The sequence below is a fragment of the Desulfoscipio sp. XC116 genome (assembly GCF_039851975.1).
Taxonomy (GTDB): domain Bacteria; phylum Bacillota; class Desulfotomaculia; order Desulfotomaculales; family Desulfallaceae; genus Sporotomaculum.
In genome coordinates, this window is the sequence record NZ_CP156660.1 from 4,008,837 (window position 1) to 4,031,773 (window position 22,937).

The 22,937-nt window shown below is 42.2% G+C and carries 22 protein-coding genes and 2 pseudogenes; 4 read left to right on the forward strand and 20 right to left on the reverse strand.

Features of this window, described 5'->3' with window-relative positions; all coding sequences use genetic code 11:
• Position 1 precedes the first annotated feature (1 nt).
• Entirely contained in the window at positions 2 to 1,354 is a 1,353-nt protein-coding gene (locus ABDB91_RS18810; protein WP_347487742.1) for a DDE-type integrase/transposase/recombinase, read from the forward strand.
• Complete coding sequence (locus tag ABDB91_RS18815; RefSeq protein ID WP_347489256.1) at positions 1,347 to 1,910, forward strand: AAA family ATPase; 564 nt, start codon at positions 1,347 to 1,349, stop codon at positions 1,908 to 1,910. The genes ABDB91_RS18810 and ABDB91_RS18815 overlap by 8 nt, the downstream gene beginning before the upstream one ends.
• A gap of 83 nt (positions 1,911 to 1,993) precedes the next feature.
• On the opposite strand, the gene ABDB91_RS18820 is transcribed toward ABDB91_RS18815, so the two are convergent.
• Positions 1,994 to 2,326 (reverse strand): helix-turn-helix domain-containing protein, encoded by a 333-nt coding sequence (locus ABDB91_RS18820; protein ID WP_347489257.1) that lies wholly within the window; start codon positions 2,324 to 2,326, stop codon positions 1,994 to 1,996.
• Positions 2,327 to 2,446: 120 nt separating this feature from the next.
• Between ABDB91_RS18820 and ABDB91_RS18825 the strand changes: the two genes are divergently transcribed.
• On the forward strand, positions 2,447 to 2,587 hold the full coding sequence (locus ABDB91_RS18825; RefSeq protein ID WP_347489258.1) for a DUF255 domain-containing protein: 141 nt from the start codon (positions 2,447 to 2,449) through the stop codon (positions 2,585 to 2,587).
• 150 nt (positions 2,588 to 2,737) lie between these two features.
• Here ABDB91_RS18825 and cmr6 read toward each other — a convergent pair whose 3' ends face one another.
• The 12 genes and pseudogenes from cmr6 to ABDB91_RS18885 all read right to left on the reverse strand — a co-directional run bounded on the left by cmr6 (position 2,738) and on the right by ABDB91_RS18885 (position 15,397).
• The gene (gene cmr6 / locus ABDB91_RS18830) at positions 2,738 to 3,676 is read right to left on the reverse strand and encodes a type III-B CRISPR module RAMP protein Cmr6 (RefSeq protein ID WP_347489259.1); all 939 of its coding nucleotides are present in this window, start codon (positions 3,674 to 3,676) and stop codon (positions 2,738 to 2,740) included.
• Positions 3,669 to 4,148, reverse strand: coding sequence for a type III-B CRISPR module-associated protein Cmr5 (gene cmr5 / locus ABDB91_RS18835; RefSeq protein ID WP_347489260.1), 480 nt, complete (start codon positions 4,146 to 4,148; stop codon positions 3,669 to 3,671). The genes cmr6 and cmr5 overlap by 8 nt, the downstream gene beginning before the upstream one ends.
• Positions 4,141 to 5,142 carry a type III-B CRISPR module RAMP protein Cmr4 gene (gene cmr4 / locus ABDB91_RS18840; RefSeq protein ID WP_347489261.1) on the reverse strand — a complete coding sequence of 334 codons (1,002 nt, stop codon included), beginning with the start codon at positions 5,140 to 5,142 and terminating at the stop codon, positions 4,141 to 4,143. Before cmr4 ends, cmr5 begins: the two co-directional genes overlap by 8 nt.
• Positions 5,135 to 6,259 (reverse strand): type III-B CRISPR module-associated protein Cmr3, encoded by a 1,125-nt coding sequence (cmr3, locus tag ABDB91_RS18845; protein WP_347489262.1) that lies wholly within the window; start codon positions 6,257 to 6,259, stop codon positions 5,135 to 5,137. The genes cmr4 and cmr3 overlap by 8 nt, the downstream gene beginning before the upstream one ends.
• A complete protein-coding gene (gene cas10, locus ABDB91_RS18850; RefSeq protein ID WP_347489263.1) occupies positions 6,260 to 7,960 on the reverse strand; it encodes a type III-B CRISPR-associated protein Cas10/Cmr2 in 1,701 nt (566 codons plus the stop codon).
• On the reverse strand, positions 7,960 to 8,931 hold the full coding sequence (cmr1, locus tag ABDB91_RS18855) for a type III-B CRISPR module RAMP protein Cmr1 (RefSeq protein WP_347489264.1): 972 nt from the start codon (positions 8,929 to 8,931) through the stop codon (positions 7,960 to 7,962). The genes cas10 and cmr1 overlap by 1 nt, the downstream gene beginning before the upstream one ends.
• Positions 8,924 to 10,213: an SAVED domain-containing protein gene (locus ABDB91_RS18860; RefSeq protein WP_347489265.1), complete on the reverse strand. Its 1,290-nt coding sequence runs from the start codon at positions 10,211 to 10,213 to the stop codon at positions 8,924 to 8,926. The genes cmr1 and ABDB91_RS18860 overlap by 8 nt, the downstream gene beginning before the upstream one ends.
• A gap of 654 nt (positions 10,214 to 10,867) precedes the next feature.
• Positions 10,868 to 11,033 (reverse strand): annotated as a pseudogene (locus ABDB91_RS18865) (UDP-N-acetylglucosamine 2-epimerase); the annotation flags it as partial.
• Positions 11,034 to 11,239: 206 nt separating this feature from the next.
• On the reverse strand, positions 11,240 to 11,539 hold the full coding sequence (locus ABDB91_RS18870) for a hypothetical protein (protein ID WP_347489266.1): 300 nt from the start codon (positions 11,537 to 11,539) through the stop codon (positions 11,240 to 11,242).
• Between the two features lie 42 nt (positions 11,540 to 11,581).
• On the reverse strand, positions 11,582 to 14,299 hold the full coding sequence (locus ABDB91_RS18875) for an ATP-dependent RecD-like DNA helicase (RefSeq protein ID WP_347489267.1): 2,718 nt from the start codon (positions 14,297 to 14,299) through the stop codon (positions 11,582 to 11,584).
• A gap of 173 nt (positions 14,300 to 14,472) precedes the next feature.
• Positions 14,473 to 14,826, reverse strand: coding sequence for a hypothetical protein (locus ABDB91_RS18880; protein WP_347489268.1), 354 nt, complete (start codon positions 14,824 to 14,826; stop codon positions 14,473 to 14,475).
• A 190-nt stretch (positions 14,827 to 15,016) separates the two neighbouring features.
• Complete coding sequence (locus ABDB91_RS18885; protein ID WP_347489269.1) at positions 15,017 to 15,397, reverse strand: VanZ family protein; 381 nt, start codon at positions 15,395 to 15,397, stop codon at positions 15,017 to 15,019.
• A 173-nt stretch (positions 15,398 to 15,570) separates the two neighbouring features.
• Between ABDB91_RS18885 and ABDB91_RS18890 the strand changes: the two genes are divergently transcribed.
• Positions 15,571 to 15,735 (forward strand): hypothetical protein, encoded by a 165-nt coding sequence (locus ABDB91_RS18890; RefSeq protein ID WP_347489270.1) that lies wholly within the window; start codon positions 15,571 to 15,573, stop codon positions 15,733 to 15,735.
• Between the two features lie 747 nt (positions 15,736 to 16,482).
• Here the strand turns inward: ABDB91_RS18890 and dut are convergent.
• From dut to ABDB91_RS18925, 7 genes and pseudogenes are all read right to left on the reverse strand, one after another.
• Positions 16,483 to 16,917 carry a dUTP diphosphatase gene (gene dut, locus ABDB91_RS18895; RefSeq protein ID WP_347489271.1) on the reverse strand — a complete coding sequence of 145 codons (435 nt, stop codon included), beginning with the start codon at positions 16,915 to 16,917 and terminating at the stop codon, positions 16,483 to 16,485.
• Positions 16,918 to 16,943: 26 nt separating this feature from the next.
• Positions 16,944 to 17,765, reverse strand: a complete 822-nt coding sequence (locus ABDB91_RS18900) for a hypothetical protein (protein WP_347489272.1) — start codon at positions 17,763 to 17,765, stop codon at positions 16,944 to 16,946.
• Positions 17,766 to 17,833: 68 nt separating this feature from the next.
• Positions 17,834 to 18,132: pseudogene (locus tag ABDB91_RS18905) on the reverse strand (UTP--glucose-1-phosphate uridylyltransferase); the annotation flags it as partial.
• A gap of 197 nt (positions 18,133 to 18,329) precedes the next feature.
• Entirely contained in the window at positions 18,330 to 19,178 is an 849-nt protein-coding gene (locus tag ABDB91_RS18910) for an HAD family hydrolase (protein WP_347489273.1), read from the reverse strand.
• 105 nt (positions 19,179 to 19,283) lie between these two features.
• A complete protein-coding gene (locus tag ABDB91_RS18915; protein ID WP_347489274.1) occupies positions 19,284 to 19,475 on the reverse strand; it encodes a DUF2188 domain-containing protein in 192 nt (63 codons plus the stop codon).
• A gap of 378 nt (positions 19,476 to 19,853) precedes the next feature.
• Entirely contained in the window at positions 19,854 to 20,924 is a 1,071-nt protein-coding gene (locus ABDB91_RS18920; protein ID WP_347489275.1) for an SDR family NAD(P)-dependent oxidoreductase, read from the reverse strand.
• A 30-nt stretch (positions 20,925 to 20,954) separates the two neighbouring features.
• Positions 20,955 to 22,331, reverse strand: a complete 1,377-nt coding sequence (locus ABDB91_RS18925) for a UDP-glucose/GDP-mannose dehydrogenase family protein (protein WP_347489276.1) — start codon at positions 22,329 to 22,331, stop codon at positions 20,955 to 20,957.
• Positions 22,332 to 22,937: the final 606 nt, after the last annotated feature.

Below are 22,937 nucleotides of genomic sequence, written 5' to 3' on the forward strand. Positions count from 1 at the left end.
CATGAAAGACCAACAAAAGGCCGAAGAGATTGCCGCTCAGCGGATGCAACTACTATCCCCGCTGCTAGCGGACGGGCTTGATGCGGCCAAAATCAGGGAAATTAAGAAAGATATCTGCCAGCAGACCGGACTATCCGAGCGTACGCTGCGCAGATACCTGGCCCAGTACCGGGCAGTCGGCTTTAGGGGACTAAAACCTAAAGGCAAAGGCCGGCAAACCGAAGAAGCTATACCATCAAATATCCTAACTCAGGCCATCCTGTTGCGTCGTGAGGTGCCCGGTCGCAGCATCGCTCAGATCATTCAGATTATGGAATGGGAAGGGCTGATCCAGGAAGGGCGGATTAAACGCAGCACCCTGCAGGAGAAGTTGGCCGAGAAAGGCTACAGCACAAGACAGATGCGCATGTACTCCGACAGCGGCGTGGCGGCTCGGCGATTCCAAAAGAAGCACCGCAACCAGCTCGTACATTCCGACATCAAATACGGCCCCTACCTGCCAATCGGCAAGGATGGCGCTAAAAAGCAGGTCTACCTGGTCACCTTCATCGACGATGCCACCCGCTTTGTGCTGCACGGCGAGTTCTACCCGACGCTGGATCAGGTCATTGTAGAAGATTGCTTCCGTAAAGCGATTCACAAATACGGAGTTCCCGAAGCGGTATATTTCGACAACGGTAGCCAGTATCGCACTAAATGGATGCATCGCACCTGCAGCAAATTAGGCACCCGGCTAGTATTTGCAAAACCGTACTCTCCGGAGGCAACCGGTAAAGTAGAAAGGTTTAACCGGGTGGTGGACGCCTTCTTAGGCGAGGCCAAACTGGAAAAACCACAATCGCTGGACAAGTTAAATGAGCTGTTTTGGGTCTGGCTGGAGGAGTGCTACCACAACAAGCCGCATTCCGGGCTAGATGGTAGCGCCAGCCCGCATGCTGCCTACCGCAGTGACAACAAGGCACTAAGGTATTTGGATCCACAAACCATCGCTAACGCCTTTTTGCACTGTGAAAAACGGAAAGTGGACAAGGCTGGCTGCATCAGCTTTAACGGCAATAAGTACGAAGTCGGGCTGCCGTTTATCGGGTGTAAAGTGCAAGTCATCTACGACCCCGCTAACATCACTGAACTGACTATTGAATATGAAGGGCACGCACCCTGGACAGCTAGGCAGTTAGTAATCGGCCAGCGAGCCGGGAAACGCCCCCCGCTGCCGGAACACCTGCAGCCCAAGCCCGCCGAATCGTCGCGACTCCTGGCTGCAGCCGCCCTGAAAAACCAGCAGCGTAAAGAGCAGCAGGCTCCAGCCATTTCTTTTAGAGCCGTGAACAAGGAGGATAACAGTCATGTTTGAATCCTTCTACGGCCTGTCTAAAACACCGTTCTCCCGGGACATCCCAACGGATCAGTTGTACCAATCGCTGATGCTAGATGAGACACTGGGCCGATTGGAATATGCCGCCCGTAGGCAACTTTTCGCCGTGGTTACCGGTGACTGCGGTACCGGTAAAACAACCACCATCCGCCTGTTCAAGGCCTCTTTAAATCCGGCCATGTTCATGGTGATGTATCTGGCGGACTCCAAACTTACCCCCCGGCATTTCTACAAGGGCCTATTGGAACAGCTAGGCTGTGAAGCCAAGTTTTATCGCGGCGACGCCAAGCGTAAACTGCCGCACCTGGACCGTTCCCAAGTCGGGGAATATATTAATCGGCACCTGGCTTATGCCGGTGCCGAACACGATATCTTTTCAGATAATGCGGTTGATCAGGTGTTCCGGTATTCCAGCGGTGCAGTCAGGCTTGTTAACAAAGTCTGCACCCATTGCTTGCTCTATGGAGCTCAAAACGGTCGTCGGATTATTGATGATCACATGGTGAAGTTGGTTATCCAGGGAGAATTGTTATAATTCTCCCTTCCCCGGGCCGGTGGGCACTAAGTCCGTCAATTCACGGACAACTAACACCGTCTATTGCTGGACGTTACAGATCGTCAGTAACAATACGGAGGCTTTTCCGAACGGCGGCAGGTATCAACGTATTCTTCCCATAAGAGCTTTAGTGTCACACCGCTTTTCAAAAGTTCCTTGTGGACGTAATCGTAATCAGGAGTGACAAGAACAGGCACCTGTGATTCCTCTGGGAATAGCTGTTGGCGCAGTTCCTGATCGTTCAAGGAATTCAGGGAATCTTTGAAAACCGGATGGTCCTGCAACGCCTTAAAAACCTTTGCCACCGTGTTTCTGGACACTTTCAGGGTATTCGCAATTCTCCGCTGGCTATAGCCCTTAGTGCGAAGCTGCAAAATTTGTTTTTCTTTGGACATAAATATGTCCCCCTTTCGTAAGTATTACGGCATTACCGCAATTTCATTGTAATACTTACTTTGGGGGCTCTCGATAGCGGATTCTCCTTCTAAAACCACTGGATCTCAATCCCGGATTGCATGGCTCTATATATCGGATTTAGTGGCTCAAAGCCGCCGGAATATTCACCGTGGTGTGATGAAGCCTTTGTGAAAGCAAAAGCCGAGGATAAGCCGGTTTTCCTTTCTATTGGGTATAAGCTGATCAACATGATTTTATGAACTTGTCACTGGCACCATGTCAGTTACTTGAGCCAGATTGAATAACGATGCACCCCCACTTTTGAAAAGGGGGGCGCATTTTCAATTTTAGTTTAAATCTCTTGTTAACTTACTCTTAAATTGTCATTAATTGGGCTGTGGCTTATTTGCTTATTCAACATGACCCAGTCCATATCCTATGGCAGTTTTTGCACCGATGCCGTAATCTATTAAGGCCTCCTTTACCACTTCTTGGATGCTGTCTAATAATTCAGTCTCTAGATACCCATAACTGCCAAAATAAATGGTAAATTTAACTGGTTTTACAGCAGGAAAAAACAATGGGATCGGATTTCCATAATCAGCAGGCGGCCCAGGCGGTTGTTGTCCGTAATAGCCTGCATAATGTGGGGTTTGCGCATCAAAGAATATAGTTGGTACCGCCGATGGAAAAACATCCAAAAAGATGAGTTTACCTCTTTTCGCCTTTTCTTCACCGCTGCCCAAAAGATCATTCAATTGTTTTACCGACATGAACGCGCGGGAATAGTCTTTATTTTGATAGATTTCTTTTTGGCAATAATGACGGGTCAACCCTTTCAGCGAACTGGCAGGGATATACGGCAACCCATAAAGATGGTGCAACGTCATGCCAGGAATATTCCCATAAGGGCTTTCACCGCCTATCCCGATCATCAGCTTGTCAATCGGCGTATAGAAAAGGACGCGGTGTTGCCTAAATCCCTCGGCAATTCGTTTATTCCGTTCGGTTATGGCCTTGATAATTTCTCGACAATAGGTCATATTAAGTTGGGAATGGGTATAGGACGCTTCTTTTTTACCATGTTTATTAATTTTAAATTTCTTTATATTTAAGGATTTGACGTAAATCAGCGGCTTGGGGGAACGATCTTCTTTCTTATCTCCCCAAATTTTATATTGCACGGAAAAATGGTGCAGCATAAGCGCATAGTTCTCAATGTCTTTTTCGCTTGCCAAAATTTTAGCGCTGGATTCCGGCAATTGATATTGAAAAAATTCAAAGCGTTCATCTATTGTTTTATTTTCTTTCTCAGAGATTTTGACAGTTTTTTCGGTCAAATTATCCATCGCTTTCACCTGCTTGATCGGGCTGTTTCCGATTGGTTTTTTTTCTTTTTATCATTCCTTCAGCAAAGCGTTTCATCCACGCTAATAAGGCCATCGCCTCATTGGTCATTGTTTTATATTCGTCAATGGAGGAATGAGTAATTTTATACATCAAATCCGGCTCGTCTTCCGCTAGGATACCGGACTGTTTCAGCCATAGGGTAATTTGTTCATAGATTGCTTTATAAGCTCGATCCTGATCATTTTGTTTTGAAAAGTAAAAGGCCATGGCGGCTCCAAAACCGTTATTTTTAATCATCATCGGCATAGAAACAACTCTGGCCCTGTATTTCGTTTTGTCTTCTTCATTGACCGGCAATTTTACATATTCGGACACCGCCTGATAGGCATAGGCGGCCCGCCCGCCGGCAATTGTTTTTCTTGATCCCGTCGATTCTTTTTCCTGACGGCTCTCGTCTTCTTTGTTAAGCATCAGCTTCATCCCCCTTTGGGGGAGTATTTGCTTTAGCCGAATTTAATTTTACCCCGATCAATCCTTTCCCCAGCGTCATTGAGCCGCCAATCTGCAGAATGTCCGGCATGTTCTTCTCCAGAAAGTCAGCGATAAATTCAGGCTGCTTTTCTACGGCGATATCTTTGATTTTAGCCACCTGCGTTTGATCTTTCTTGTCTATAAAGATAGGAGAAATCAATACTAGACTATAGAGGAGGGAATCCGACGGCAGGTATTCCTCGTTGAACAGAGCGCCATCCTCAACAGTGCCGGATTCACCGATGCGGACTCTGGTAATTACTTCTGTGGAAAGGTTAACGAAATCTCTAAAATCGTCATCGTTGATGACGGCCACATGATCGGCAAACATCTGCTCTGTTAGCTCATTTTGGGGCAAGAATTTTTTAATTTCCGTTACGAAGCAACTCAACTTGGAGCATTCCTGCACGGATATAGGAAACTCTTCAAGCATAATTCTTAAGGGATCGCTGCTTAAACACAAGGCGCTGTTAGGGATTATTGTATTTTCTGCGGGTATTTCTAGCGGAAGCGATATTCCCGCTATTTTCATATCGTCCCAGAAACGCTTTAAGACCAAAGGGCAAGTCACCCAGGCAAACACGCCTTTTACAGATTTGACAGGAAAAAAGAGCAGCCGGGCGTCCGAAAGGGCCACTGCCGAAGCAAATTTACCGTCTTCTTCTGATTCTGGGCCAAAGGCAAAGTACACCATGCTTTTATAATCAATCTCCTGTTCACCATATTTCCATATTTTATCCGCTGGAGCCCGGAAAGCTTCTTGGGACAAAAGAGCTTCCTTGATACAGCCTTTCATGCTGGAGCCCTCTATTTTGGGAAACGAAGTATGATTTTCTCTTTGTATCGGCAGGTCCACAATCCCCAAATCGCTGCCGCTTCCCACATGCATGGGAGTTAAGGCGGACAAAAACAAGGCTTTGCTTAACTTAAACATCTTCCACCCCTCCTTCAACTTTTCCGATCAGACAAAAGCCAAATCCTTCATTGCTCCGTTCACTGCTTATCTTTTTCCCGTGCAACAGCTCCATTGCATCGGCGAAGGTTCCTTCTTGCAATAGTTCAAAATAATAAACACTGCCTGCCGGAACCGCATACCGCATTGCTTTAGGCCTACCTTTTTTCATATCAAAGCCGCCTACACCCGCATATCTTCCTATCGCCGCTGCCCTCAGTTTCACTTTTATTTCCGCGTTATCCTGCTTATAAGTGCCAATATAATCCGGTTCTTCAAATCCCCAGTCAGGCAGCCAGCCTCCTGAAAAGATAGCCGGTGTTGCCATGTAAAGCTTAAAATATTGAGAAGAAGAAGCTTCCATCTTGAATTCGGGTTTTGTAGAGACTGCTGTCAGTTGAGAAGCTTTAGACTCACCACCTATTTTAATCACGGCCTGTTGAGGCAAATCAACTCCGCTGGTTTCCACAAACAAGGTTATTCTTTTATTCTGCTGATTAATGGGCCGGACCGTCCTTATCTGGTAAAACATAGACTCTTCACTCATCCCTGTGTTTCTGTCGATTTTAATACCGATTCTGGCTTCACTGCTGATAAAATCAGCAAGGGGTTTGCAAACAAGAGATTTTTTCTGATCCTGTAAATAGGCGTTTAAGACGTTATGATCAATATAAAAACCTCCCGGCAAATCTATATCTTTCCCTGACCGTGTTAGTTCTTCCTGTCGCAGAACATAAGGCAAGGGATGAGAACTGATCTCTTTTGCCCTTTGCAATGTGAGTGTGTTGGCCGAATATTTCGACGACGTCCCCTCTTCTTTTATTTCTTTCACAGCTACATCCATAGGCAGTGGAAATAAAAAATCTTCTTCCTGCTTGAAGCAGGTTAAGCCGATCTCCAGATCCCGGGTGGGATCATCCTCCTCTCCGGCTCGGACAAAGCTCTCCATATGGTGAGCAAAGTAACAGCTTCTCAGTGCTCCGGCATATACAGACGGCAAGGGGGGGAACATGCTTTTGCCATAAACATCAGCTGTAGCGTCAAAAGGTGCGGCGTCCCGAAAAAATAACGTATCCAATGCCTCGATCTCATAGTACATTCAAACCACCTCCCTGGCTAAAAACATGACTACGTTTAGAGCATCCATAAAACTATGGATGCTGTCATAGTGCTTATAAAATCGGAAGATATCCTTTGCATAAACAGAGGGATCTCCCTCTGTCTCAGACCTCATTAGCTGCCTTTCAAGCTCGCACTTCACCATAGCGTCTTTAAGACCTGTATCCACCTCTGCGAATTCGGTTAAAAAGGAGTTAAAACCGTAGCCAAAAGAATTTGAAATTTGGGCCGTTTGGAAGACTTTAACCAGTTTGTGTATTTCATCAAGACCAGATATGTCTTGACCAAATTTCAGCCTGGTTTTTACTTCCTCTCCGCTTCGTTTCATCACGGCTAGAGCAAATGCGTCCTTGTCGGCATCTATCTCCTTGGCAAAATGCTCCATTTCATCCGCCTTGGCTATTACTTGTTTCAGGGGAGTTTTAATGTGGGCTACGGCAATCCCGGCAGAAAAGCTGAGGGTCTTGTCCAGGTATTCTTTCATATCGATTTGCGCAAATTTCCTTCTTAATCTGATCAAGACATCGAACAAGGTGTCCAAGGCCAATAACCCCAAGAAGTCTTCCCCTCCGGCATAGATTACGGCGCCTTCTTCTTCGGTGATGCCTCTTTTCACGTAAGCGGCAAATTGGCACAACTCTTCGCTCAATCTCTTTTGGAATTCTTTATAATCAGTATCTTTATGAATTCTTGCCTCCCGGTACAAGGTTCCCATATCATCGCCGTCAAATTTGACAAGGGCGTAATAGGAACTTAAAAAAGGCTTTTTTAATGCCTTTTCCCGGCTTTTTATATATTGGATGATGGCTGCGGCCGCTTTTTCCTTTTCCGTATTGATCTGCTTGGCAGCTTGTTGGGGCCGCAAACCATTATAAAGATCAAATACTACGGAACCGGAATCAGGTCCAAGCTGTTGGAGCAGTTTTTTTTCACTTTCCTCCTTTAATCTGGAGCGCAGAGGTATTTCCAGGACGGAAGGAAAATCCTTCTGATAGGTTGTCTTTTGAATATCTTGATGGACAAATAACATTCTTTTGATAAAAGCCACGGCACTAAGCCCTTCCCTTTCCTCCAATGCATAGGGATAAGCCGGGTGCCGGAAAAGAATTGCCTTTTGCCGATTAACAAAATGCAAAGGTTTGCTGTAAAAAATAATATTTTTATCCGGATTCAAAGTGCATTTTCTACCGGCAGCTTCCGTAATTTGCTGAAATCTGCGCAGTCTTTTGATTTCATTCAGTTTATTGACCATTTCCCGGTAGCCTGTTTGGTAATCCTCATAGTCTTGAAACAACCAGTACATCTCCAATTGTTGCTGTATTTGTTCCTTATAGGCTTCGCTAATTGTAAGCCCTAATTTTTTTAAGATCTCATCTCCGATTTGCCGGAACAAATTCCTTGTTTGTTCTTCCAATACGTTTCCCAACGCTCTCTTTTGAAAATTGTTATAATCAAGAACCACGGCCACCACTCGATTGGGAATATTGTATTCGCCATTTATGACGGCAGGAAAAACAATTTCAATATGCTTTTGATCATAGTTGCTTAGAACCTCAATCACCCGGCCCATTAAGTAGGACAACAAAAAACTTCCCGCATATAAGTCTCTTGCCTTACGAGCCTGGGATATAAAAGACTGTACCGGACCGATGGTAAACACAAAAAGGGATTTGTCTGCCATTATTGGTCACCGCCTTTTTCAACGCTTCTTACAAATTCATCTCTTTTGTCCTCAAAGCATTTGATATCATTCAACTTGTCATTTTCAAACAGGGGCTTGATATAGGTATAAATCGGATGCAGTCCATCCGATAGTCTTATCATGCTAACCAGCAAAGAAGAAGACATCCTGTGGGGTTTCCTGTCGTTAAAGATGTCTTTATCCAGCCTCTTCTTGCTGTCCACAAAACCCGTATAAATGGACAATCCGGTTTTATTGACCTCATGAGAGGCTCGATCAATCCTTTCTAATATTTTTGTATAATCGTTAAGTATTTCACCAATTTTTATTTGAGTGATAAATGGGAAGGGAGGTTTTCCCATCTGCGCCTCATAATATGTAATATCTCCGTTCTCTATTTGATAGGAGCCTTCTGAAAGGAGCGGGCTGTTCATGACCTTCAAAAGAAAATCAAGCAACTCTGCTTTGGAGGTCGGAAACATTTCTGTACAGGCATCCAGTTCGTTGCTTTTTTTATTTTCAATAGCGAAGCTTCCTCTGCCTCTTCGTGAACGTTTCCCCATTCCTCCCAGGGACAAGGCAAGGATAACAAGCCGGACGTAATCTTCATGTCTTTCTTTGGAAATTCCGGCCGCTGTTCTGATCAGGATATCAAATTCCATCCCTGACGGAAAAGCTTTTGCTTTGAAAGTTTTGTGCTGCACAAGCTTTTCCACAGAACAAGAATAGAGCGAGGACCCTGGTACCATGACCAAACGTAAAGGAGAGGCTTTATCCGTATTGCCGAATAGTGTGGACTCTTCTTTATATAGCTTCTGCACATCATTACAGTTGGGGTTTAGTTTACACAGCCTGTAGATAAAACGCACCAATCCCTTTAGTTCTGCTGTTCGGAGCTCAGGCTGCTCACTGTTGGCGCCGTAACTGAGCATAGGAGAAATTAACTTGCAATGCAGGCTTGTCTTAAGCATGGCTTTCTCTCTCCCAACAAAAAATGTTATCGGTGCAAAGAGAAGGAGTATATTCCTGTGTATTAAAATTATATTCATACAATTGGACTGGACCTAAATACCTGCTGCGTCCCCCTAAAACAAACATCAGCGCTGCCATTGTTCCGGCAAATAAATGGATCTTCCTACCCGGCAATTTTGATCCCTTATCAGAAATCTGCTGAATAATGAACTCTGCAATTTCTTTTAAGTGCTTCCCGGCGGCCTTCTCTGCGATCCGAGCGTTGTATTTAAAATAAAGTATCTGATCGTAATCTAAATGAATGACATTGTCACAATAGTACTTTACCTGAAAATCCATATCCTCATTTCCTGAACAAATCTTCAATATGACAACCGTGTCGTTGCTTCCTTTGTTTCCATCCAAAACTTTTATTTCCGGCATGGGTAAAGGTGTATCTGGTAATACAATTCGGCTGAAATCAAATTTTGTTCCGTTTTTGGTTCCTTGTAAAACTAAATTGGGATTGCCCCTTTTTTCAATAATATCTCCATACCATCTTCCCAAGGCATAAGCCAGGCTTAAATGGCAGTTTAATATTATATTTATCTTAATCTCATCAAGCCCTAGTTTATATATGTGCTTTTTAAAATTAGCAAAATCTTTGCCAAGGGAGGCCAAAACATCGGGCCATGCATACGGCGCTTTTAATCTTCTTCCATCCGTCTCCATAAACTCCCCTAATAAAATGCACCAATTATAATTTTTTTCCCAGGAAGGCCTATTATTTGGACTTGTGATGGATTGAATTTTCAAGTCAATGTCTTGGTCTATTTGCTTGGCTTGCAATAAATTATTATGCATCATCGTTTCTTTGATTGCCGCCACGATTTTCTTGCACTGTTCATCGCGATCCAGATTTTTGATGAAGTAAGAAAAATAGTGGTTCTTTTTTATGGCTTCATTTACCGGAACATCACCAATACTCACGATAAAGCATAGGAGCTTTTTATCCTTTTGCAACCGTTCAATCACTGCATTGAACTCAATGACTGTGAAATGCTTTTCTTCATATTTTTTAGAGTAAAAGATCACAACGGATCGTGCTTTCATCCCATATATTGAAGCAAGAGCCCCTTCAAAATCCTTTACCCCCGCAAACTCATAGATTTTGCTTTTGTCCAGAAAAACACGGTCTGCAAAAATGTTCTGAAATTCAGAGGCAAACCTCTCTACAACTTTTTCATCCTCTCTGGCATAAGAAATAGCTAGTTCATAATCATAATTATTTTCTGCGATCATAATAAACCTCTCTTTCTCTGATACTCATAAAAAATAACTAATACATAGAAGAATAATATGTGTAAGAAATTATTTGAAATGACATACGGCTTTCAGAATGGGGTAAAGATAATTCCCGCACGAAGATACACATAGATATTGCCTCCTTTAATACTTTATCTAAGTCCACCACGGGTTGTCTGCCAATGGAATAATATTCTACGCACGGCCCCAACCGGTTCCTACCAAGTATTTATTTTGCAAGGTCCACAAAATTGGGATTTGTATATCTTATAAATTTGGAATTAGAAACAAATGCGTCCTCCTGTAAGCTAAACACCGGATTATCAGTAGTTGCCTCACGATTCGAGATAATTTTTCCCCGGCCATCATACCTATTTGCCGCCCAATAGTGCGCAATCGGAGGAATCGCAGTATGAATATTATACGTATTCCCTTGATAAATGCTGAAGTGTAGATGCGATTGCACGTTTCCGGTATTACCGGATTTCCCAATTAACTGGTCCCGTGAGACTTTTTCGCTTTTCTTAACATAGATTTCCGATAAATGTGAATATCTTGTTGTAAACCCGTTATCATGCTTGATAATTATCGTTTTACCTGCTGAATAATCCCAAGTACCACTGGCAACAAGTACTGTCTCGCTCTGAGCTACACCTTATAACTTTTGGCTATAATGTTACCGATGGTTTCACCCAGATCTTTTACCAACGGCATCCAGGTAATAGTCCGGCTCCCTTAAACCCAAATCCTCAAAGAAAACCTGATTCAGCGTGTAATCCCAATTCTGGCCGGTATGCACCAGGATATGGTCAAAATAAATATGCAGTGGCATCGTATTTGATAAATTCACATATCACTTTAGCTTATTAACGCAGTGAGGGTCAGTCCCCTTTTGATAGTCTTTGGGAATGGCGCAAGCCAGTCCCGAAAACTACCCGAGCATAAGCCCAGTATACGGATTTTACTTAATCGTTTTAAGATAATCAGAAAACGAATTAGTTGGTAAAATCCTACGTTTAGAAATCATATTGCTCCAAATTTCGTTTCCGTATTTTCATCAATGTAGCCAGCATTTAATGCCGATACCAGTATACCGCCAGTATCTACATGTTCTAAATCATACTTCTCCACATATTTAGAAATATCTTTCAAATTATTGCTGGCAAGGATTCCAGCATATACTTTTGCTAAAGCTATAAGCCGCTGTACGGAATAAGAATCTGAGACTTTTCTATATACTTCTTTTGCAACATTCCAGTCCGGTGCCCAATTCCAAAAGTGGGCATGCTCCATGATCTCATCAAAATCTTCAAATACAGACACGGGTGTCCTCTCCTTGGGTATTGTTTTCTAAGCTGTATATGATTACGCCATTGTTAGCGAAGAAAGCTGCGCCAATAAATAAGCATCACTATTTAAATTTTTCACTTTCAAACGTTCGAGGATAGCATTTTCGGTCTCGGGACTCCAATATATTTTCAGTTTTTCTTTTGTGCGCGTAATTGCCGTATAGAAGATATTATGCGTAATACGTTCCTCGGTCTCATTCGTAATAACTATTTTCACCGAGTCATATTCCAAGCCTTGTGCTTTATGAATTGAAACGGCGTAAGCAACCTGAAATGGAACTACGGTCGAATCATTATCGTTGTCATCCTCATCCGTACTACGATACTTGTTAACGCTAAAAGAAATAATAGAATTCCCCGCGTCAGACTCACCTATAAGCTCAAAATCGAACCCCCATGCATCGATTTCATTAATTGACTCATCAAGTTCGATATCAAACCATATCTGCTGGTCCTCGGGGCGGATACCAACAATCCTCCCCTTGGAGTTATTGTGTATGAGTGGCGAAAATATATTTGACTCATTGAACAATATCGGATCGCCAATTTTATAAATACTGATACCCCAAAGAACGCCATCATTCGGATTGCTGTTCTGAAGAAATCGATTAATATTATTAATACCATATAGCCCATCATAGTTAAGGCAAAGAATAATCTCATCATCCTCGGTATGCTCGAATATTGATTCGTCAAGTTTAGTTGTAAATTCGTTCTTTACAAGTGGCTCCAGAATTGCATCATCAACATTGCGGACGCGGTCCCACACCGTAAGAAGCTCTTTATTTGTAGTCCGATAGGGATGCTTCAAATCAAAAATAGAGGTTATTGGCACGAATTTCTGCGCAATGCTGAACCAATTTCCAAAGTAGATCGATTCAATCTGGCAAGTGTCGCCGACTAGAACAAGCAACTTAAAATCTGCCTTTTCTAATACTTTTCGCATATCAGCATTACTTACTGTGCTGCACTCATCTATAAAAAGGACGTCACAGTCCGTATCGTTGTTCCTCTTGGACAGGAACCTTGCTATCGTGCTATAACTACTGTTTCCAGCAGTAACTTTTCTTCTCATATTATCTACGGCAGGATGTGTATTTGCCAGATATATCTTTTTCTTATCCGCCCAGAAATTTGAGATATGTTTAATTAATGTTGATTTACCAGTACCGGCTGATCCATATATTAGAGCAACATGTGAATTGGAGAACATCTGGCGCAGCGCCTCTTTTTTACTTCCGTCATCAATTTCATAAGACTCCCGTGTTATCCAAGAATCAACGGAGTTCGTATACTGAGACACTCCGGAAGAAACAAGATCTTGCAGTTTCTTAATTATCGCAGTGCTATCATCGGCGTACCCCTTTATGTAAATATGTTCCTTATAGACTTCAAGCTTTCGGTCAATGTGTTTATAATAGAGTGAGCTATTATATTTTCTAATTAGACCATCAATATCATCAAAGCCCTCAATATCCTTTTTAGAAGTAAAAAGCTGTCCTTCAATTTCTGTATTATTCTTGATAAATCTCGCGAAAAGCTCATGCTCACGTCCATCTATTGGTATAGATTCAAACAGATCGTAAATTCGGGGATTATGCTGTCGTAGAGAAGTACAATAAGGCATTTGATCAAACGGCATGCAGCCGTAGTTTAGATAAAGATTGGATAGCCCGCCGCACTGTTCGTTCCATAACTGCCACTTTATAACCCTATTATTCATTTTGTGGAGCAGATACCGGATAACATTAGCGCCAGGCTTGCTATTAATAACAACATCCCGACATTGATCAAGAAGTTTAAATATTTTTACCGACTGAGCACGTGCAGTTATTTGGGCTTTTGTGTATTCGAAATAGCTCCGATCGCTTGCTACTAGCTCGTTTAATGACATTCTTACGGTGCTAAGGAATTTCATGAGTTCCTTATATTCGTTGGCAGATGCACTAATGCTCATTCGCGCGCCAAAGATCTCTGATAGATTCTCCCATTCGCATGGACGAATAGAAACTGACCAGCTATCAATAACCTGGATCGTCATATCCTTGTCGAGTATATGAATTGTGTCGTTATGGATGGAGAATTTCACTGCATAGTTGTCAGTAATTTCATGCTTGGTAAACGCAATTAGTCGATCAAACTTGCTTGCCTTGGCATTTGCAGCAGTGAATGTAACCTCGTAATAAATATTCTGGTTTACGAAGAACGGCTTAACCTTCTGTACATAGTATCGATCACTATATGGAACGGGCCTACTTAGGCGGCTTGGAACTTCAATTCTTCCCGCAATCATAGCATAATAATCTGAGAGCTCAGTATCTGTATTTAACGGAAAATCCTGAATATTTCCGAGAACCTCTTGGTTGTATGTATCCTTGAGATACATTTTTATCCTTAAGAGGTGCTCATAATATTTTAGCATTAATCGCTCAGATCCGTCCTTATCTACCGTGTAGTGGGAGACAGATTTCTGAAGCATTTCATGGAATCTATAAAGAAAGCGCAAATCGCCACGCGCTTGCATGCTTTTTAGAGAGGCAACGTTTAGATCATAATCATTTGGATTGATATCCGCCCCATTAGAGAACGCCTTTATGGCAACATACTCAACAAAATTTCTTACATGACCAAGTATGTTCTGGCTCAGCAGGCCTCTTTCGGAACTATCAAATCTTGAAATATTATCACAGATAACCTCGTTGGTATCTAAAATTGCTTTATCTATTCTCAACATGCTTTAGCCTCCTGTACCTACTAGCTATCTCAGAACATGATGTTCAATTGAGCACCATAGCTATTAATCATAATGGGCACATAGAATTCATGGCCTCTATGAATATCGCGAGCATTCTAAACTTTCCATAATTGCTATTAGTAGGCTCAGGAGTACAGCCCATTAGATGCACTTTAGCCAAATCTTGAGACAACTTTTACCGTTCGTGCATCGTAATTTCTTTCTTCATTGTTTTCTTCTGGATTGGGGTAACGTCCAACATTATCGTAACTAATAGCAAAGCGATCCAGATCCTTTGCTAAAAAAGTAAATTTATATCTATCTTCACCATCTCTATCAATTACACTTTGATATACCAATCCGCTATTCATTAGCGCTTGAATCACGGTACTATATTCGTATTCGACATCTTCCAATATCTGTTCAGCTAAATAAAGCAGGTCTTCTTCAAGGCTTAAAAAATTAACAGTCCCGTCAACAACAGTTTTATCCGTTACCAATGCTTTTGCTTGTTCAAGAAACTTCACACCAGTCACTCCCATTAAATAAAACCTTATAGCCGCAGATCGCATTATCCTAAAAGATAATATGGTAATGAAAAAACTTATACTCAGGATTAACCCCCAAAACATAGGCTATAGGTACTTAGCCATAAAAACAGACTACAGGTGTTGTTAAACTTTCCATAACCAACACTAACGCCGGCACTATCAATGATTATATCCCTGACTTGTCCACCTCTGCCGGGGACAAATAGGGGACAAATAACTGATGGGCTTCATCCGATATGGCATAAAGAATGCAAATTCCCAACGCTAAAGCAAAGCCCCGACAACCATGTGCCCCACTTCTCCTTAGAGCATTTAGCACCAACACCCCGAGCACCAAATAAGCAAAGAAGTGGGCGTTCTTCCTTAATATGTTGTTGAAACTTCTTATATCAAATTCCGCCCGGGGAGCAACTTTTTCTACTGTTTTTACACTAGCCGCTGTTATTCCCCTACTTAATTGATTCGACTGCGCCGCTACCTGGGCCGACAGATTGAAAATAAGTGCCATCCATAGAATCACAGCTGCCCAGGAAATTATTTTATGCATTTACATTATTCCTTTTTGGTGTTGAGATTGCGTTCCTTCTTATGTAATCAAAATCCACTCATTCCACTCCCTATACCCCGTTGCTTCCCATGGTTTCCCAAAGGGCGAAAGGGTGCCCGGGGTGGAAACAAAGCAGGGGCCACCGCAGGGGCCACCGCTGTGGTGGGCTTTTCATGAGCATTTCTTCAATCCCTTTACTATCTGTGCCCATAATGATTTTCGTCGTCTCCAGGGTATCACGTACTGCAGTATCCTGGACAAGAAAATCAGGATTACTTACAATGGACCGGCTGACCAAACGTGGTATAGACAAGGCTTTTACTGAGACTATGGTTTGACTGATACTGATTACGTTTTTGGCCGCAACTTTGGTGCAGATTAATATCAAAATACGTTTAACATGCCTCCCTTAATACTTTATCTAAGCACTATATAGGCGGTGGCTTGCGTTATGCGAATTATTCAACTTGGCAGCCTTATTTTCCACCACAGACAACAACTACCCGAGCATTGTTTCCAATTACATAATATGGTGCAATATTTTAAAATATTTTTTTACTTGGGAAGTACATAATAACAGTGGCAATCGATTGGCAAAGACGTTGCCAATTACTATGGACAGTGCCGCCCCCCGTGAACAACCCCACGGGTTGACGCACAAGGCTTGGATAACGCTTTGCGTTACCCACACTGCCCACAGTAACTGCAACTGCTAAAAAATGACCACCTTAATTATCATGGTCCCCTAAATATAATAAAAATAGCTGCGAACGCAATTCCCTTGCAAACGTGCAGACAATGAATGGTTAATGTCGCTGCGCTCCACAACCTGCCCGGGAATTCCGTAACAGGTGACGACTTGGGCCATTCGGAATGAGTATCCTGTTTCGTATTAATGCGGAGTGGCTCTCACATTGCGCGCCAGTGGTTCTTAAATCAATGCGCCGGGGCACCCATAAACACCGCTAGGGTAGGCTCTATAAAAACGCGTTTCGCACTACCTGAGAGGACAGATTAAAAATAAGTGCCATCCAGACAATCACAGCTGTCCAGGAATAATTTTATACATTTATTATAGATCCTTTTTACTTTAAGCCTGTTGAACCAAATCCACCCTCTGCTCTCTCAGTTTCGCTTACCTCATTAACCTCTTGCACAGCCACTCTTAAGACAGGCTTAATAACCATTTGAGCTATTTTCATCCCTTTTCCCACCTTAAACACCTTTTTACTATGATTAATAAGAATTACACCTACTTCTCCTCTATACCCCTCATCTACAGTTCCAGGAGTGTTTAGCACAGTAACCTGGTGCTTAAGAGCTAATCCACTTCGTGGTCTAATTTGTGCTTCAGTATTCTTTGGCAATTCTATCACTATTCCCGTTTTAATTAATACTGTTTCGCTTGGCTCTATTTCAACATCATCTATTGAAAATAAATCCAAACCTGCGTCGCCTTCTCTGGCATATCCCGGTAATTTTGCACTTTCGGTTAGTTTTTTTACCTTTAAAGTTTCCATCTGCTTGTCCTCCAAATCACAAATGCTTATTCCAATAATTTTTTTACATCCGAAACAATCGTAGTTAAGAATAATGTTATAGAAGCTGTAAAATATGCTATCTGTATCATATCATAAGTAGCTGGGAGAAGGTTTTGCAAATAGTTAGTTATATAATACCCGCCTACAAACAAAACTACAAAACAAAGGTATTTTGCTATAGGGTTGTCTAATAACCTAAGTAACAATTTATGCCTTTGCTTCCTCTCTCCTCTAAGTGATTCCTTTAGATCCTTAAGCTCCGGAGAGTTCTTCACCTTGTTAATTAATTTCCTAGTCTCATTTGCCCAATCTCTTTCTTCAGCCCATTTGCTAAATTCTTTTATATCATAACCGTTTAGAATACCTATTTGTCCTGGTGTATTATTATGGGCTATAGAATATGGAGGAGTCTTAAGATAATGAAAAACAATAGAAACGAAACTGCTACCAACTTTTAGCTTAATATGATCCTTGGGATGGTGATTATGAACCGTTATTAATGATAAGCCCATATATTGTGGGTCTAATGTTGTCCCTATATGTCCCGCCCCTTGGGCCACTAAGGAAACTTTAGAATGATATGTACCGCCTATTTTATTTGTGACATAAATAGCTTCATTAGTATAAATTAGAGCTGAATCATTTGGATTAATTATTACTTCGTTAGTTTCCTGATTGTATATGCTTTTTTTGCTTTGTATAGACCAAGCAAATTTGCTAACAGTTAAATTTACTGAGTTACCTTTTATGTTATCCTCTTTTAAAGGGTAAATAAATAAATTATTGCCAATTTCGCATTTAATATCTTCAATGCTTAATACCGACATAATCTTACCCCCAAGATCAAATATAAGGCTTGTTAAGAAAAAATCCGTACTGAATGGAGCATTCCTTCTTATTTCTCCTCTGCAGCAGCAACTTCCTTGAACATCTCTATTTCCTTCGCCACAACTTTAACAAGATATTCAAGAAATCCTCCCCTTAAATATTCTCTTCTCAAGGCTACTTCTACTGTCGCCTCTAAAAAGCCTTGCTTGTTCCCCACATCATAATCTTCTACCCTCAAAATTATAAGCATACATAGCTTCCTTCTGGGCCAATTCTTTTAATGCATCGGTAAGCTGAATCTCGCCACCTTTACCTGGTTTGGTATGGCTCTAAGATTTCAAAGATGCCTGGATTAATGATGTACCTCCTTCTCGACTTATACAAGCGAATATTTATCAAGATGTAAGAGAAATTACGAATTATCCGAACACCTTGTCGAGTTAATAACCAACTGGTACCCTTTATTTAGGGCTTGCCGAACAAAATGAAAATTTAATAATCCCAATAGTTTAGTTGCAAAGTAAATTCCACAGTAATTTCAGTAAGGTCAGGTAGACATAATGCTATTTAGCACTGATCATACTAATTTGCTTTTTATTTTTTCTTTTAAGACTATCAACCATAACCATCTTCAGAATAATATCTTTCACGACCTTATCAAGTGCACTATTTTCAGAATAATCCGCAAGGGCTAAAAAATCCACTCTTTCATGTAGAATTAGTTCCTCAACTTTGCCCCGCTCACCTTCCTTATACACAGCAATGGAATAACCTCCATTTGTCTTTACTAGTTTCATGCAGGGGACGTCAGTGAGCCCATCACCTATATAAATCATATTTCTAAACGGGATCGGTCTATCATCTTCCGGTGTATATTTATTCAAATCGCTGTCATTAGAAAGATCCAACACCCCTTTATTTATACGAAAAAGAAATTGTGTCTTCGTGGTATAATTAACAGAGTTTTTGGGCCAACAAGCAACACCGTTAACATCATATAAAAATTCACAGGCAAACACATTACTAAAAAAACCATAAATACTTGAACCTTCAATTATTTCTTTGAGACCAGAAGAAATTATGTAATGCTCAACGATTACATCCATATCCTCTACGAAATGAGTTATTCTAGAAAACCAATCCTCAACACCTGGGAAATATTCTAAGTCTTTTCCCAACTCTACAAAATCTTGTCGTCTAATTGGTTGGTCAGCGGCATTTGCCTTTTTTAGCATTAGATACATATATGCTAAAATTTTATCCATTTTTTTATCTTTTGCAAGCGCATTTGACTCAATCCAGAAATCAGCCGGGCTCATCTGGACTTTGAGAATAAAACTATATTCTTGCATATCTTTCGTGCAAAGAGTTTTATCAAAATCATACATTAAGGCAATGACCGGCTTAGCCATACACACTTTCCTTCTTCCTACCTACCTATCATGAAAATGGCAATAGGTAGTTTTCATTTTCTGATGGTGCCGCATTTGGCGGCATGGGTGTCTATAAAGTCAATCTTATTTGCCCTTAAATTTCCCATCTTTTCCATGGATCACAAGTGCGCTGCCTGAACGTTGGCTTATAACTTTTCCTATTCTTACTGCTTCGGCTTTTGTATCTGCATACGCGCTTGCGCGCGAAGCACCGCTTTTTTGAACTTTCCAGCCATCATTAGAACTGGGTGACACATAGTGTACTTTTTGTGCCATATGCATTACTCCTTTCGTCAGAAGGTTACTGGATACTGGACAAAAGTTTTTGCTGCAATTGACGTTTAATTAGAACATAGATTGTTGCTAATTTAGCTATTCATTAATAGAAATTATTAACTGTTTTCACAATTTCCTCTTTCCATGTAAGTGCATGAGCGTTTCTCAGAATCAAACAGGCATCCAATAATTGCTGTAATCTGATTATAGAAAATTTATCTCGCCTGGAACATATTCATAATCTATATAAACTTACTCAATATCACCACTATACTAAGGGTATCAATAATTTTTGGTAACTTTCCCCGTTCAGCAAATTCCCTGACATAAGGTAATGACCGATCATAAACCCACATTATAGAGTTAGTTTAAACAAGTTTAAGCCTGACCCCTTATAAACCACTGGGCGAACTTCAGCAGCCCATCCTCAATACTCGCACTGGGCTTAAAATCAAAATCTCGCTCCAGAGCGGTAATGTCGGCGTAGGTGCCGGGCACATCACCCATTTGCATGGGCAGGTACTCCTTCCTGGCCGTTACGCTTCTGCCCACAGCCTTGCTCAGCGCCTTTTCCAAGGTCTCAATGAAGTACATAAGCTGTTCCGGCTTGTTATTACCAATATTGTACACCTTATGCCGCGCTTGCATTTCATCTTCATTAGGCGGGTTGCATAATATTTTCTCCACCCCGGTGACGATATCGTCAATGTAGGTGAAGTCCCGGTACATATCGCCGTGGTTAAAAACTTTAATCGGCTCTCCGGCCATTATCTTTTGACTAAAGGAGAAATAAGCCATATCAGGACGCCCCATAGGGCCGTAAACAGTGAAGAACCTTAATCCGGTGGCCGGTATCTTATAAAGGTGGCTATAATTGTAAGCCATCAGTTCATTCGATTTTTTGGTGGCCGCGTAGAGGGAGACGGGTTTGTCCACGAAATCATCCTCGGCAAAGGGAACTTTTTTATTGGCGCCGTAGACGGAACTTGATGAAGCATAGACAAGATGTTCTATACCCTTATAATCGCTGTTCGGATTATTTGTTTCAGCATAAGAATGGCGACAGGCCTCTAATATGTTAAAGAATCCGATGATGTTGCTCTGGATATAAGCATCGGGATTTTCTATACTGTAACGCACTCCCGCTTGGGCAGCCAGATTCACCACGATATTGGGCCGATACTTATTAAAAAGATGGTTAACCATTTCTTTGTCAGAGATATCACCCTTGATAAAGGTGAATTGGCCGCTGCTGTCAGTCGGTTTTCCAAGTTCCTCAAGTCTGGCGTGTTTTAGGGCCACATCATAATAGTCATTTATATTATCAATGCCAATCACCCGGCAGCCCCGCTCCAGCAGTCTTTTAGCCAGAAAATAGCCGATAAAGCCCGCTGCGCCGGTAATTAGATAGGTCTTTGTTTTATCCAATTCTTTGTAATCCGATCTCATATAAATAGTTTTCCTCTCTTAATACTTTATCTAAGCACTATATAGGCGGTGGCTTGCGTTATGCGAATTATTCAACTTGGCAGCCTTATTTTCCACCACAGCTTGTCTGCCAATGGAATAATACTCCACGCCCGCATCTTTCATATCTTCGATTTCATATATATTTCTGCCGTCGTATACCAGGGGCGTTCGCATCAGTTTTTGATAAGCATCCGGCTTAACCGCTTTAATCTCGTCCCATTCAGTGAAGATAAAGCAAACGTTGGCGCCGGAAAGCGCTTCTTCCGGTTTCTCCACATACTTAATTTTATACTCACTCTCCGGATACCTCTGCCTAAAATTATCACTGCCCACAGGGTCATAAGCATATACCCGCGCCCCACGCTGCAGCAATAGCGGAATATTATCCAGGGACGGGGCTTCCCGTAAATCATCTGTTCCAGACTTGAAGGTCAGCCCCAATACCGCTACCTTCAGGCCGTCAAAGGTAATCAGCCGGTTGGCGGCTTTCCGGTATAGTACTGTCTTCTGGTCGTCGTTCACCTTAATAGCAGCTTTCACCGTCCGCAGTTCATAGCCGTGCTGCCCGGCTAAATAATCCAGTGCCTTGGTGTCCTTGGGAAAGCAGCTGCCGCCATAGCCGATACCGGCGTTTAGGAATTTACTGCCGATACGCTCATCGAAGGACATGCCCCGGGCTACGTCCTGTATATCCGCGCCCACCAGCTCACAAAGATTGGCGATGTCGTTCATGTAGGATATTTTGAGAGCCAGGAAGTCGTTGGATGCATATTTAATCATCTCCGCCGATCTCCTGCTTACCGATACAATTGGTAGATTAAATGGTTCATATATTTTCATGAGCATATCTTCCGCCCATTTACTGTCGGCGCCAATGATGATTCTGGCCGCTTCCAGGGTATCCCGCACCGCCGTGCCCTGGGCCAGAAATTCGGGGTTGCTGGCCACTTCTACCCTTACATCGTTAACCAGGAAATCATGAATAAACTGCTCCACCTTGTCATTCGTACCAACGGGTACGGTTGATTTTACCACTACCAGACAGTCTTTCTCTATAGTTTCCGCGATTTGCCTAGCAACAGTAGCTATGTAGGAAAGATTGGCCGAACCGTCGGGTTGTTCAGGAGTCCCCACGCCGACGAAAACGGCATCGGCATCTTGATAAGCTTGGATATAATCCGTGGTAAACCTAAGCCTGCCAACAGCGTAATTTTTCCGCAGCAACTCCTCCAAGCCTGTTTCATAGATGGGAGAGATGCCTTGCTTTAACATATTAATTTTTTGCTCATCTATATCGACACAGGTAACCTGATGGCCAACCTCGGCAAAACACACTCCGGCCACTAGTCCGACATAACCTGTGCCGGCTACTGAGATTTTGTACATAACGCAGTGAACCTTCCTTTACCAATATTACCCAAATAAAAAGCTGTTTATAGGGACATTATACCAATCAACTTTTAGTTGATATAGTTTATTTATCGATTGCTCCTCAAAGCTTTACCACCGCATTAGTGGTTTTGTCGAATAAATCTTATGTATCAAAAAATTCCCCTGGCTGGTTCCCATCGGCAAGGGCTTCATAACCTTGAACTTCTTTAGTTTGTTAATGTGTTAACCTGGTGAGGGACTGTCCCCTTTAGGTAGTTTTTAGGAATGACGCAAGCCAGTCCCGAAAACTACCCGAGCAATCGCTTCAGCTTTCGCTTCCGGCCTGCTAGTTTGCTGTCTACGCTTAGAGACGTGGATCGCGCCCCATACCTCCCAAGACTCTCTATAAGATAGTTAGCTAAACTTTTCCTAGTGGGATTCCCACCCACTATATGATACGCCCTTAGCTTGGCGCACGGACAGGCCCCTTTTGGGGGGTTTTGGGAATTAGCGTAGGCTATTTCAAAAATCCTCCCCGAGCATATATCTTATAGCCGCTTTTTCCTAATAATTCTTTAGCATTACCAAAAATTTTATGGAGTCATCTTTCTCTTTTACCTA